The sequence below is a fragment of the Comamonas sp. AG1104 genome (assembly GCF_003350425.1).
GTDB classification, from domain to species: Bacteria; Pseudomonadota; Gammaproteobacteria; order Burkholderiales; family Burkholderiaceae_C; genus Comamonas; species Comamonas testosteroni.
The window spans coordinates 88,385-101,836 of record NZ_QQAS01000012.1; the positions used below are offsets into that span (position 1 = coordinate 88,385).

11 protein-coding genes are annotated in these 13,452 nt (G+C 63.2%); 10 read left to right on the top strand and 1 reads right to left on the bottom strand.

Annotated features, from left to right (window positions below):
• The first annotated feature begins 23 nt into the window (after positions 1 to 23).
• The 8 genes from ssuE (at position 24) to DFO48_RS23590 (ending at position 7,791) form a co-directional block, all read left to right on the top strand.
• Positions 24 to 620, top strand: a complete 597-nt coding sequence (ssuE, locus tag DFO48_RS23555) for an NADPH-dependent FMN reductase (protein WP_114864958.1) — start codon at positions 24 to 26, stop codon at positions 618 to 620.
• 226 nt (positions 621 to 846) lie between these two features.
• On the top strand, positions 847 to 1,869 hold the full coding sequence (locus tag DFO48_RS23560; RefSeq protein ID WP_114864959.1) for a sulfonate ABC transporter substrate-binding protein: 1,023 nt from the start codon (positions 847 to 849) through the stop codon (positions 1,867 to 1,869).
• 20 nt (positions 1,870 to 1,889) lie between these two features.
• Positions 1,890 to 2,972 carry an aliphatic sulfonate ABC transporter substrate-binding protein gene (locus DFO48_RS23565; protein WP_114864960.1) on the top strand — a complete coding sequence of 361 codons (1,083 nt, stop codon included), beginning with the start codon at positions 1,890 to 1,892 and terminating at the stop codon, positions 2,970 to 2,972.
• A 23-nt stretch (positions 2,973 to 2,995) separates the two neighbouring features.
• Positions 2,996 to 4,234, top strand: coding sequence for an FMNH2-dependent alkanesulfonate monooxygenase (ssuD, locus tag DFO48_RS23570; RefSeq protein ID WP_114864961.1), 1,239 nt, complete (start codon positions 2,996 to 2,998; stop codon positions 4,232 to 4,234).
• A 10-nt stretch (positions 4,235 to 4,244) separates the two neighbouring features.
• On the top strand, positions 4,245 to 5,090 hold the full coding sequence (gene ssuC, locus DFO48_RS23575) for an aliphatic sulfonate ABC transporter permease SsuC (RefSeq protein WP_003081380.1): 846 nt from the start codon (positions 4,245 to 4,247) through the stop codon (positions 5,088 to 5,090).
• A gap of 112 nt (positions 5,091 to 5,202) precedes the next feature.
• Entirely contained in the window at positions 5,203 to 6,213 is a 1,011-nt protein-coding gene (locus DFO48_RS23580; RefSeq protein WP_114864962.1) for an ATP-binding cassette domain-containing protein, read from the top strand.
• A 69-nt stretch (positions 6,214 to 6,282) separates the two neighbouring features.
• Positions 6,283 to 7,215: a CysB family HTH-type transcriptional regulator gene (locus tag DFO48_RS23585; RefSeq protein ID WP_114864963.1), complete on the top strand. Its 933-nt coding sequence runs from the start codon at positions 6,283 to 6,285 to the stop codon at positions 7,213 to 7,215.
• Positions 7,216 to 7,575: 360 nt separating this feature from the next.
• On the top strand, positions 7,576 to 7,791 hold the full coding sequence (locus tag DFO48_RS23590) for a molybdopterin-binding protein (RefSeq protein ID WP_003053517.1): 216 nt from the start codon (positions 7,576 to 7,578) through the stop codon (positions 7,789 to 7,791).
• Between the two features lie 346 nt (positions 7,792 to 8,137).
• Here DFO48_RS23590 and putA read toward each other — a convergent pair whose 3' ends face one another.
• Complete coding sequence (putA, locus tag DFO48_RS23595; protein ID WP_114864964.1) at positions 8,138 to 11,986, bottom strand: trifunctional transcriptional regulator/proline dehydrogenase/L-glutamate gamma-semialdehyde dehydrogenase; 3,849 nt, start codon at positions 11,984 to 11,986, stop codon at positions 8,138 to 8,140.
• A 115-nt stretch (positions 11,987 to 12,101) separates the two neighbouring features.
• Between putA and DFO48_RS23600 the strand changes: the two genes are divergently transcribed.
• Both DFO48_RS23600 and DFO48_RS23605 read left to right on the top strand, forming a co-directional pair.
• A complete protein-coding gene (locus DFO48_RS23600) occupies positions 12,102 to 12,578 on the top strand; it encodes an Lrp/AsnC ligand binding domain-containing protein (protein ID WP_003081373.1) in 477 nt (158 codons plus the stop codon).
• Positions 12,579 to 12,775: 197 nt separating this feature from the next.
• Positions 12,776 to 13,452: PAS domain-containing protein (locus tag DFO48_RS23605; protein ID WP_114864969.1), on the top strand; the 677-nt coding region annotated here is incomplete at its 3' end.

Below are 13,452 nucleotides of genomic sequence, written 5' to 3' on the forward strand. Positions count from 1 at the left end.
TAACAAAAAGATAGAGCCAAGCCATGTCGATTTTGCTGATTGCCGGTAGTCCCTCGCAGCCGTCGCGCTCCAGTGCCCTGCTCAATGCCGTGGCTGCCCGCCTGCAGGCACAGGGCCTGAGCACCGAGCCCGTGCTGCAGCTCAACCAGCTGGACCCTGCAGCCCTGTTGCATGCCCGCTTCGATCACCCCGAGATTCGTGCCGTGACCGATAGAGTGGCCCAGGCCGACGCGGTGGTAGTGGCCACACCCGTTTACAAGGCGGCCTATAGCGGCCTGCTCAAGGTCTTTCTCGATGTGTTGCCGCAGACGGCGCTCAAGGGCAAGCTGGTACTGCCTCTGGCCACTGGCGGCAGCCCTCACCATATGCTGGCGCTGGACTATGCGCTGCGCCCCGTGCTGCAGTCGCTTGGCGCACGCCACATACTGCCCGGCATCTATGCCACCGACCAGGGGGTGCCCCTGCTGCCTGAAGGCGGTTATGGCCTGGCCCCCGAGATTGCCGGGCGCGTCGAGGATGCCGCCCAGTTGCTGGCCACCGATCTGCGCCGCAGTGCCCAATGGGCCGCAGCCAATGACTTTGAAAGCATCGCGTTCTCCGACGTGCGATGTAGCGTTTAAGTAGGTCCCCCTGAGCGGCTTTGCCGCTTCCCCCAGGGGACGACGACCTTTGCTGCGGGGCGGCGGGGCCGCCTAGGCCCTTGCTGGCCGTCCTTTCTCGCAGCGTTGACGCATTTACCATTTTTCTGATAGCAGTTCCCGCACTGCGAAGGCCGAGTTGCGTCTGAAATCAGGCCGAAGGTGCGCCTGAAGTGTGTGGACTGCAAGCTCCAAGGATTGATTTCTCATGACCGATCGCAACAACACTTCTGTCGTCATTTCGTCGCAATTGCTGAACACCACACGCCGTCAGTGGCTGGCGGGTACGGCAGCCTCGGCGCTGGCCCTGGCTTCGGGCGGACTGCATGCGCAGCAGGGCAATGGCACGGCAGGCGGGCAGCGCGTGCTGCGCGTGGGCCATCAAAAAGGCTGGCTGTCGATTCTCAAGAATCGCGGCACGCTGGAAAAGCGCCTGACCCCGCTGGGCGTGGCCGTGCGCTGGGTTGAGTTCAATGCCGGACCTGTGCAACTGGAAGCGCTCAATGTCGGCTCGATTGACTTTGGCGATGTGGGCGAGGCCCCGCCCATCTTTGCCCAGGCCGCCGGTGCGCCCCTGGTCTATGCGGGGGCCACGGTGGCGCGCCCCGGTCTGGAAGCGGTGATCGTGCCCAAGGGCTTGGCGATCCGCAGCGTGGCGGACCTCAAGGGCAAGCGCATTGCCTACAACAAGGGCTCCAACGTTCATTACTTCCTGGTCAAGCTGCTGGAAAAGCATGGCCTCAAGTACGGTGATGTGCAGTCGGTCTTTCTGGCTCCTCCCGACGCGCGTGCCGCGTTCGAGAAAGGCTCGGTCGATGCCTGGGTGATCTGGGACCCGTTCCTGGCCTCGGCCCAGAAGGCTCTGGATGCACGCCTGCTGGCCGATGCCAAGGGCGTGGTCAACAACCGCGCCTACTACTTCACCTCGCGTGACTATGCGAGCCGCAATGCCGACGTGCTGCGCATCGCGATCGAGGAAATTACCGCCATCGATGCCTGGGCCAGCAAGAACAAGAGCGCAGCAGCGGCAGAGCTGTCGCAGATCCTGGGCCTGGATACCGCCGTGACCGAGCTGTACCTGAGCCGTACCGAGTTCGGCACCAAGGCCGTGAATGCCGAAATCCTGGGCGAGCAGCAAAAGATTGCCGACACCTTCTTCGATCTCAAGCTGATCCCCAAGAAGCTCAATTTGCTGCATGCCGCGCCCGTGGACTTGCTGGCCAGCCGTTGATTCATGAAAAGGTCATTGCCATGAGTTCAGCATCCTCTTCACCCCGTTTCCATCGCGGCCGTCGCCAGGCTCTGCAACTGCTGGGCACCACGGCTTTCAGCTGGACCCTGGCCGCCTATTACGCCAACGATGCACTGGCCCAGCCTGTGCCGGTTGTTGCGGCTCCGGCCCAGTTGCGCATCGGCTATCAGAAGTCGGCCGTCAATCTGGTCGTGCTCAAGCAGCATGGCGTTCTGGAAATGCGCTTTCCAGGCACCAAGATCAGCTGGCTGGAGTTTCCAGCCGGGCCGCAGTTGCTGGAGGCACTGTCGGCCGGAAGTCTGGACTTCGGCTTGACCGGCGATTCTCCGCCTGTGTTTGCCCAGGCTGCGGGCAAGGACCTGCGCTATGTAGGGGCCGAGCCGCCCAAGCCCGAAAGCTCGGCCATTCTGGTGCTCGCCGATTCGCCGCTGAAGTCACTGTCCGACCTCAAAGGCCGGCGTGTGGCGCTGCAAAAAGGCTCAAGCGCCCATTACCTGCTGGTGCGTGCGCTGGACAAGGCCGGTATTGCCTGGGCCGATATTCAGCCCGTGTATCTGGCCCCGGCCGATGCGCGTGCAGCGTTCGAGCGCGCAAGCGTCGATGCCTGGGCCATCTGGGACCCGTTCTATGCGGCCACCGAGCTGAGCATCCGAACACGCGCGCTCAGCAGCGGCGAGGGCCTGACGGGCAACAACTCGTTCTATCTGGCCTCGCGCGGCCTGGTCGAGCACCATCCCCAGCTCATCAAGGCTTTGTTCGACGAGCTCACGCGCGCCGACCAGCTGGTGCAGGCCTCGCGCAAGGAGGCCGTGCAACTGCTGGCCGCTTTCAGCGGGCTGGATGCGAATGTGGTCAGCCGCTTCATCGGCCGCAGGCCCAGCTCGCCGACCACGCTGCTCAATCCCGCCATCGTGGTCGAGCAGCAGCGCATGGCCGATACCTTTTTTCGTCTGGGCGTGATTCCACGCCAGGTGAAGGTGGCCGAGATCGTCTGGCAGCCCACAGCGGCTGAATACACAGGCTATGGCCAGGCGAGCCCAGCCGCTTCATCCATCACGCCCGCCGTGGCATCCAGGTTCTAAGTCAGGTTCAAGGAGATTTCGTCATGCAAGTGTTCTGGTTCATTCCCACCCATGGTGATGCCCGCTACCTGGGTAGCAGCGAAGGCGCACGCCAGCTGAGCCATGACTATGTCAAGCAGGTGGCCGTGGCAGCCGACAGCCTGGGTTACGAAGGCGTGCTGATTCCCACGGGCCGCTCCTGCGAAGATCCCTGGGTAGTGGCGTCCAGTCTGCTGCCCGTCACCAAGCGCCTGAAGTTCCTGGTGGCCGTGCGCCCCGGTCTGCATCAGCCCAGCCTGGCTGCGCGCATGGCAGCCAGCTTCGACCGACTTTCCGGCGGGCGCCTGTTGATCAATCTGGTCACCGGCGGCGATCAGGCCGAGCTGGAGGGCGATGGCGTGTTTCTCGATCATGCGACGCGCTATGAACAATCGGCCGAGTTCATCGAGATCTGGCGCGAGATTCTGGCACGCAGCCATGAGGGAAAGTCTCTGGATTTCGAAGGTCGGCATCTGCAGGTCAAGGGGGCCAAGCTGCTGTTCCCGCCGCTGCAAAAACCCTATCCACCCGTGTATTTCGGCGGCTCTTCGCCTGCCGCCCATGAGCTGGCGGCAGAGCAGGTCGATGCCTATCTGACCTGGGGCGAGCCACCGGCTGAAGTCGCCAAAAAGATTGCCGACGTGCGCGAGAAGGCCGAGCGCCGTGGCCGCAAGGTCAAGTTCGGTATCCGCCTGCATGTGATTGTGCGCGAGACCGATGAGGAGGCCTGGGCCGACGCCGAGCGCTTGATCAGCCGCCTCAAGGACGAGACCGTGGTACAGGCCCAGGCCGCGTTTGCGCGTATGGACTCCGAAGGCCAGCGCCGCATGGCCCAGCTGCATGCGGGCGGCACCAAGCGCAGCCGCAAGGACCTGGAAATCAGTCCCAATCTATGGGCTGGCGTGGGTCTGGTGCGTGGCGGCGCGGGCACGGCACTGGTGGGAAGCGCCCAGACTGTGGCCGACCGTATCAAGGAATATGCCGATCTGGGCATAGACACCTTTGTGCTCTCGGGCTACCCGCATCTCGAGGAAGCCTATCGCTTTGCCGAGCTGGTCTTCCCGCTGTTGCCGGTCAACGTGCAGGAAAAGCTGGGCGGCGGCAATCCGGGCGGCCCGTTTGGAGAAACCGTGGCCAATCTGTACTCGCCGGGAGCCGCTGCTCCGGCAGCCACTGCTTCGGCAGCCGCTGCTTCGGCAGCCGCTGCTGCGGAGCGCGAGCAGATCCGAGTGTCCCAAAGCTGAAGGAGAGGGTATGAGTGATGTTCAAACGCTGACGTTGCAATCTGCGGCTCAGCCTGCAAGTCCGCCGGTGCCGCGCCTGGAGTTGCTGGCGCGTCAGTTCGCTTTGCGGCTGCTGCCCTGGCTGTTGCCGGTCGCGCTGATCGCTGCCTGGCAGGCCGCATCGGCCTGGGGCTGGCTGTCCACGCGGGTGCTGCCCGCACCGCTGGATGTGTTGCGTGCCGCCTGGGCTCTGGCAGAGTCGGGCGAGTTATGGACGCATGTCAAGGTCAGTGCCGGGCGTGCGCTGGCGGGGCTGGCCATTGGCGGCAGCCTGGGCTTGCTGCTGGGTCTGCTCACAGGCTCGCTGCGCTGGGCCGAGACGCTGCTCGATTCCACGATCCAGATGGTGCGCAACATCCCTGCGCTGGCGCTGATTCCGCTGGTCATTCTGTGGTTCGGCATCGACGAATCGGCCAAGCTGTTTCTGATCAGCGTCTCGGTGTTCTTTCCCATCTATCTGAACACCTTTCACGGCATTCGCAACGTGGACCCGGGTCTGATCGAGATGGGCCGCAGCTACGGACTCACGCGGTGGCAGCTGTATCGCGACATCGTCTTGCCGGGAGCGCTGTCTTCCATCCTGGTGGGCTTGCGTTTTTCGCTCGGACTGATGTGGGTGATTCTGATCGTGGCCGAGACCATCTCGGCCCAGGCAGGCATCGGCTACCTGACCATGAATGCACGTGAGTTCCTGCAGACCGATGTGGTGCTGGTGGGCATCTTGCTCTACGCAATCCTGGGCAAGCTGGCCGATGTGTTTGCCCGTTCGCTGGAGCGCTGGTGGCTGCGCTGGCATCCGAGTTATGGAGCCCCCTGAGCCGCATTGCGGCTTCCCCCAGGGGACGACAGCCTCGCTGCGCGGCGGCGCTTGCTCGCTGTCACGCGCATGTGCTGCGCCAGTTTTGAACAGACAAAGACGGGAGTTGGTGATGAGCAGTTTGTGGAGTCGTTTGACGCAGTCGCTGGTGGGTGCAGGTGCGCTGAATGCGCGTCAGCCGCTGGTGGCATGGGAGGCATCCTGGGACGAGGCCGAGGCCTTGCAGGCTAGCGGCAAGCTGTGGCACAGGGCCGAGGATGCGGAAGAGGAAAAAAAGGACAGCAGCCAGCAGCCCGATGCGCAGCAGAAAGAGCAGACCGAGGGCACGCAGGGCGTGCATTTGCAGACTCGGCAGCTGACCAAGCGCTATGGCGAGCGTGAAGTGCTCAGGCAGGTACAGCTCGATGTTCAGCCTGGCGAGTTCATCGCCATCGTTGGGCGCAGCGGCTGCGGCAAGTCCACCTTGCTGCGCCTTGTGGCAGGGCTGGAAGAGGCCAGTGCGGGGCAACTGCTGATCGATGCGGGCGATGCGCGCGAGCAGCGCCGGCAAAACAGGGATACGCGCATCATGTTTCAGGACGCGCGTCTGCTGCCCTGGAAGCGGGTACTGGACAACGTGATTCTGGGTCTGCCTGATTCGGCGCGCGAGCGCGGCCGCAAGGTGCTGGCGCAGGTGGGACTGGCTGACCGCGAAAATGAATGGCCGGCGCGGCTGTCGGGCGGCCAGCGCCAGCGCGTCGCCCTGGCCCGTGCCCTGGTTCACCAGCCGCGACTGCTGCTGCTCGACGAGCCGCTGGGCGCTCTCGATGCGCTGACTCGCATCGAAATGCACCGCCTGATCGAAGGTCTGTGGCGCAGTCATGGCTTCACGGCCTTGCTGGTCACTCACGATGTACAGGAGGCCGTGGCCCTGGCAGACCGCGTGGTGCTGATCGAGGATGGGCGCATTGCTCTCGACGAGCGCATCGATTTGCCGCGCCCGCGTGTGCATGGCGATGCCCGCTTTGCCGCGCTGGAGACACGCATTCTGGATCGCGTGCTGCAAAAGCCCGAGTCAGAACAGGCCGCCGGATTGCCGAGCTGGCCTGGCGTGCCGGCTACTGGCCTGCGCTGGGCGATTTGAGCATCCAACGAAAACAAAGAGAAACAGGCGGCTGGCGCAGCCGCAAGCTGCACCGCCTGCCATCAAGATATGAATTTTCAGCAACTGCGTTCGGTCCGGGAAACGGCAAGGCGTGGCTTCAATCTGACCGAAGTGGCGGCCATGCTCCACACTTCGCAGCCCGGCGTGAGCCGGCAGATTCGCGAGCTCGAGGAGGAGTTGGGTATCGATATATTTGTGCGCGCCGGCAAGCGCCTGACGGGGCTGACGCCGCCCGGCACGGCCCTGCTGCCTATTGTCGAGCGCATGTTGCTCGAAGCCGACAATCTGCGTCGCGCGGGCGAGGATTTCCACGCCAGCGAGCGCGGCGGCCTGTCGATTGCTGCCACGCATTCCCAGGCACGCTATGCCTTGCCCCAGGTGGTGCGTGATTTCCGCAGGCTCTACCCCCAGGTTTCGCTGCATCTGCATCAGGGCTCGCCACGCCAGGTGGCCGAGATGCTGCTCTCGGGCGAGGCCGATATCGGCGTGGCCACCGAAGCGCTGGGAAGCTATGAGAACCTGGTGACCCTGCCTTGCTATCGCTGGTCGCACAGCGTGGTCGTTCCGCCCGGCCATGAACTGCTCGATACAGAAGGAGCCCTGACGCTGCAAGCGCTGGCGCGCCACCCCATCATCACCTACGAACAGGGCTACACCGGGCGTGCTCATATCGACAAGGCGTTTGCGGCGACCGGGCTGGTGCCCGATGTGGTGCTCACCGCCATGGATGCCGATGTAATCAAGACCTATGCGGAGCTGGGTATGGGCGTGGGCATCATTGCCTCCATCGCTTTCGATGCCGAGCGTGACCGCCATCTGCGCGCCATCGATGCGCGCCATCTGTTCGAGGTCAATCTCACGCGCCTGGCTCTGCGCCGCGATGCCTGGCTGCGCGGCTATGCCTATGCCTTCATCGAGAGCTTTGTGCCTACGCTGACGCCCGAGGTGGTGCGTGCGGCACTGCAATCTGCCGAAGGCTGAATTTCAACTCGAATCTCCTGAAAGAGCTTTAAGCCACGGTATGGCACTACATGGGGCGACTGCGCAGCAGGGGCAGGCACAGGTGGTGCTCAATGTCTCGCGCTTTTTGCGCAGCCATATCGTGGTGATGGGCGTCTTTGTTATCCGCTCGATCGGGCTGTTGTTCGATGCCTGGCCGCGCAGGCGTTGTGCCACGCAGGCTCGTGCCACGCTATGGTCACTGATTTTCATAAGATGTTTTTGGTATAAAAATTTTTGTTTTTATTCTTTTGAGTTTTTTGGAGAAGGTTTCAGAATCGTTTTCATGCAGTGCAGCAAGCGCTGTTTTCAAAACCTTCACGCTTTCTCAGGAGAATCTACATGTCTATTCAAGCCATCAACGTACGCAACCAGTTCAAGGGCAAGGTCAAGGAAATCATCCGTGGTGATGTGGTCTCGGAGGTGGATGTCGAGACGCCCTGGGGCATCGTCACGTCGGTGATCACCACGCGCTCGGTCAATGACCTGGGTTTGGCGGTGGGCTCGGAAGTGGTGGCTCTGGTCAAGTCCACAGAGGTGTCCATCGCCAAGCTGTAAATCTCATTGACTCTCAAAGAGCACCCAGCGCAGGTACTGCTTGCGCTGGGTGCTTTCTTTTTTGGACCCGCTAATACCCACCCTTGATATGTCGTTGCCTCGTCTTGCCGTACTTTTGTGCTGTCTGCGGCTTCGCGCCTGGTCTCAATAGCAGACCTGGGGCTTGCTGGGTGGTGTTGGCGGCTCTGAGGGGCGTGGTGAGTATCGGGCGCACAGCGCCGAATGGGCATGGCCTATGAGCAGTGGACAGCAAGCAAGGGCCTTGGCGGCCCCGCCACCCTGCAGCGAGGCTGTCGTCCCCCTTCGCGAAGCTGAGAGGGGGAAGGCGCAAAGCGCCTCAGGGCGGCTATTCCAGCGTCATCAATGCCGCATTGCCGCCCGCTGCCGCCGTGTTGTGCGACAGAGCTCGTTCATGCCAGAGCCGTTCCAGCCGAACGGGCTGGCCTGCCACACAGCGTGTGGGCAGTATCAGCGGGCCGGGGCGCCTTGCCAGGGCCTGCGCCCAGCGTAGAAACTGGGGGGCGTCGCATTCCAGCAGGGCTGAATCCATGGGCTCGGTTTCCGCAATTTCCTCGACGCTGAGCTCTGCAGGCAACAGCAGCACCTGACGGCGCAGTGGCTCTGGGAGCTTGCCGTGAACTGAGGTGCCTAGCGGGCCGGGCACCCACAATGCTTGCGAGCCGCAGGCCAGTGCAGCCGCCAGTTGCTGCAGCAGCATGGTTCTTTCCTGCGCCAGGCACATTGTGCGCGGCTTGCCAAGCAGCTGGTAGAGATTGCGCTCGCCCGTGGGGCCGGGCAGCAGGCGCGCGGCATGCAGATCGGGCAGGGCCGATTGCAGGCGCTCGCAATCATGGCTGACAATGGCCTCACCATGCTGCCTGGCCCAGTGGCCCAGCTGCCGCAAGGCGGTCGCCGCTGCTGCCGTGACGGGCGTGGCACCGGCCTGTGCCTCTCCGGATTGATGCAGCAGCAGACTGAGCAAACGCAGGGGCGAGCCGGGTGTCTGCTGCAGGCGTGGCAGATACAGCGGGCCGCCGGCCTTGGGACCGGTGCCCGACAGCCCTTCGCCGCCAAAGGGCTGAACACCGACCACGGCCCCCACCATATTGCGATTCACATACAGGTTGCCGACATGTGCCGCCTGGGCGACCTGCTGCACGGTTTCGTCGATGCGCGTGTGCAATCCCATGGTCAGGCCGTAGCCCAGGGCGTTGATGCGCTCCAGCAATTGCGGCAACTCGCGCCGTTGATAGCGCAGTACATGGAGTACGGGGCCGAAGACTTCGCGCGTGAGCTGATGCAGATCGGGCAGCTCGATCAGCGTAGGCGCCACAAAATGCCCTTGCGCGGCAGTTTCCGGGCCCAGCGGCGATTGATGGATGCGCAGACCCAGAGCTCTGAGTCTGGCGATATGCCGCTCGATACCAGTCTTGGCATCGGCATCGATCACGGGCCCCACATCGGTGGCCAGTTCGGCCGGGTTGCCGCAATGCAGCTCTTGCATGGCACCGCGCAGCATGGCCAGCAGCCGGTCGGCGCAGTCGTTTTGCACGCACAGCAGGCGCAGAGCCGAGCAACGCTGGCCCGCGCTGTCAAAGGCGGATGCAGCAATGTCCTGCACGGCCTGCTCGACCAGGGCGGATGAGTCCACCAGCATGGCGTTCTGGCCGCCGGTTTCGGCCACCAGCACCACAGGCTGGCCGTCGGGGCGCAGCCGTGCGGCGGTCTGCAGAGCCAGCAGTCGCGCCACCTCGGTGGAGCCGGTGAACAGCACGCCTGCCACGCGCGCATCGGCCACCAGCGCGGCGCCTACGGTCTCGCCCCGGCCGGGCAGCAATTGCAGAACGTCTGGCGCAATGCCGGCCTGATGCAGCAGGCGCACGGCTTCAAGGGCGATCAGCGGGGTCTGCTCGGCGGGCTTGGCCAGCACCACATTGCCAGCGCCCAGGGCGGCTGCGACCTGGCCGGTGAAGATGGCCAGTGGAAAATTCCAGGGGCTGATGCAGACCACAGGGCCGATGCCGGGGGCGAGCAGATCCGCATCGGCCTGCCGCCGGATCTGAGCCGCGTAATAGCGCAGAAAGTCCACGGCCTCGCGCACCTCGGACACGGCATTGGCCGCAGTCTTGCCAGCTTCGCGCATCAGCAGGCTCATCAGTGGATGCATCTGCGCTTCAAAGAGCTCTGCTGCGGTCTGCAGCAGACTGGCACGCAGCTCGGCCGGGCTGGCTTGCCAGGCGGTCTGGGCCTGTGCGGCTGCGTGCAGCGCCTGCTGGATCTGCACGGGCCCTGCATCGCTGACATAGCCCAGCAGTTCCTGATGGCTGGCCGGGTTGGTTATGGCTGTGCCGATGGTGTCGGCGGCATGCACGGCATGGACACCCTGGCGAAGTGGTGCGGGCCGGCTTTGCGCAAGCGCTTGAGACAGAGCGCTCAACACACCGTCATCGCTCAGGTCCAGGCCTGAGGAGTTGCTGCGCTGTTCGCCCAGCAGATCGCGCGGCAGCACTATGCGGGGATGGGGCAGGCCTATGGCATCGACCGCAATCAAAGTCTCCACCCCGGCTCGGGTTTGGGGATCCGGTTGGCCCTCAGCCCAGACTTGGTCCGCAGGGGCAGCTATCAGATCAGAGATGGGCCAGTCGGGGTTGGCGATGCGGTGCACGAATGAGCTGTTGGCACCGTTTTCCAGCAGGCGGCGAACCAGATAGGCCAGCAGTGTCTCGTGCGTACCCACGGGAGCATAGATGCGGCAGGGGCGGCGTGCGGCCTTGTCTTCGGCCTCGACCACATGCAGGTAGAGCTGCTCGCCCATGCCGTGCAGGCATTGAAACTCGTAACGTCCGGCGCTGTAGGATTGGGCACCGGCCAATGATTCGATGCTGGCCACGGTTTGGGCGTTATGGGTGGCGAATTGCGGGTAGATGGCGCTGGGTGCGGCCAGCAGCTTGCGAGCACAGGCGATATAGGCCACATCGGTGTGGTGCTTGCGGGTGTAGACCGGGTAGTCGTTCAGACCGTCGATCTGGGCGCGCTTGATTTCGCTGTCCCAGTAGGCGCCTTTGACCAGGCGCACCATCAGACGGCGCTCGCTGCGACGGGCCAGATCGATCAGATAGTCGATCACATAGGGGCAACGCTTCTGATAGGCCTGAATCACAAAGCCCAGGCCGTTCCAGCCTGCCAGGCCAGGGGCGTGGGCCAATTGTTCCAGCAGGTCCAGCGACAGCTCCAGGCGGTCGGCTTCTTCTGCGTCGATATTGAGCCCTATGTCGTAGCTGCGTGCCAGCTCGCACAGTTGCAGCACGCGCGGCAGCAGCTCGCTCATCACGCGCTGCCATTGCGCGCGGCTGTAGCGCGGGTGCAGGGCGCTGAGCTTGATGGAAATGCCCGGCCGTTCATAGACGCCCTTGCCGTCAGCGGCCTTGCCGATTGCATGAATCGCATTCACATAGGACTGCATGTAGCGCTGTGCGTCCTCGGCGGTGAGGGCGGCCTCGCCGAGCATGTCGTAGGAATAGCGAAAGCCTCTGGCCTGCAGCTCGCGTGCACGCTCCAGAGCCTGGGAAATGGTCTCGCCCATCACAAACTGCTCACCCATCAAGCGCATGGCCATGTCCACGCCCTTGCGCACCAGCGGCTCGCCGCCCCTGGCTGTGATGCGTTTGAGTGCCGCGAGCAGGCCTGACTCGCTATGCGTATCGACCAGCTTGCCGGTGACCACCAGTCCCCAGGCGGCAGCATTGACAAAGAGCGAGGGGCTCTTGCCCAGATGCGCCTGCCAGTCGCCACCGCGCAGCTTGTCGCGGATCAGTGCATCACGGGTGGCTGCATCGGGGATGCGCAGCAAGGCTTCGGCCAGGCACATCAGCGCCACGCCCTCCTGCGAGGACAGCGAAAACTCCTGCAGCAGACCTTGCACCAGCCCCTGGCGCCCAGCGCTGGCGGGTTGGGCGCGCAGCTGCTCGACCAGCTTTTGTGCATGGGCAGCGACCTGGGCAGCCTCGGCGGGCGGCAGCGTGGCTGCAGGTAGCAGCCGGGCCACGGCATCGGACTCGGCCATGCGGGTGGCGCAACTGATGGCTTGACGCAGTTCATCGGCAGGGCGGCTGGAATCTGGCAGCGCAGTGAAAGTCGGCATGTCTGTGCAGGTGTCGTAGAGCCTGGACGCGAGCGGGTGCGCGGCCTTCACCATGTTCACAGCTGCATTGCATGCGGCCCGGGCGCAGCTGTCTACATAGGGAAAATCATTGCTGGTTTGTCGAAAAATTAATCACTATATTGGGTGAATTAAAAAGAGGAATTCACCAATGATCGATGCTTCAGAAGTGGATATCGACAGGATTGATCGAAAAATACTGGCAATTCTGCAAACCGATGGACGCATCTCCAATCTGCGCCTGGCAGAGCAGGTGGCGCTGTCGCCCACAGCCGTACAGGCCCGCGTGGCCCGGCTTACGCGCGATGGTTACATCCTGGGCTACGAGGCGCGGCTGAACCCGCAGAAGCTGGGGGTGGGCATGACGGTGTTTGTTGAGGTGCTGCTGGACCGGACCACGCCCCATGTGTTTGACGAGTTCAAATCTGCAGTGCTTGCCTATCCGGCCATCATGGAGTGCCATATGGTGGCGGGCGGTTTTGACTATCTGCTCAAGACCCGCATGGCCGATATGGCTGCTTACCGCGACTTTGCGGGTCGGGTGCTGTGGCAGCTTCCGGGCGTGCGCGAGACCAGAACCTATGCGGTAATGGAGGAGATCAAGGACGATGCGAGGTTGCCTCTGTAGGAGAAGGGCGCTTTTGAATGAAGGACTCGGGGAGCTATATCTGCGTTGACGCGGGCTAGCAACAACTGCGTTTTCAGGAATGGGAGGGTCGCCAAAAACATGTAAATAATTGATACACACAGAGGTGGTCGTCGCAGTCCAGGCTGCGGCACAAAGCTGTGCAGTTTTTCTCGATTAATGACCAAAAAGTGGCATCTATGAGAGTCAATGCACCAGTGACCCAGCGGGAGTACAGCTTTGATGAGCATGCAACTCTGATGTCCACCACGGACACCGAGAGCTACATCAAATATGCCAATCAGGCGTTCATGGAGGTCAGCGGCTTCGAGCCGCAAGAGATCCTTGGCCAGACCCACAATCTGGTGCGCCACCCGGACATGCCCCCGGCCGCTTTTGCCGACATGTGGGCCACGCTTAAAAGCGGCGAGCCCTGGAGCGCACTGGTCAAGAATCGGCGCAAGAACGGGGACCACTACTGGGTTCGGGCCAATGCCATTCCCATCATCCGCAATGACAAGGCCAAGGGCTATATGTCGGTGCGCACCCAGCCCGAGCGCAAAGAGGTCGAGGCGGCGCAAAAGCTGTATGAGTCCATGCATGAGCAGGGCGATTCAGCCCCCGAGCTGCACAAAGGCATAGTCTCCCAGAAGGGGCTGGGGAAGCTGCTGTCGATCTGGCGGCACATGGGGGTGCGACGGCGCATTCGCCTGAACTCGCTGGCCTTGTGGAGCGCCCTGGTGCTCGGCGCCTGGCTGCTGGGTCAAAGCCAGATGCAGTTCCTGTCGATGGCGGCCTTCCTGACGGTGGCGCTGATGGTGATGACGCTATTGCTCGAGAGCCAGTTCGCCACGCCGCTGGAGCTGCTCAAGCGCCA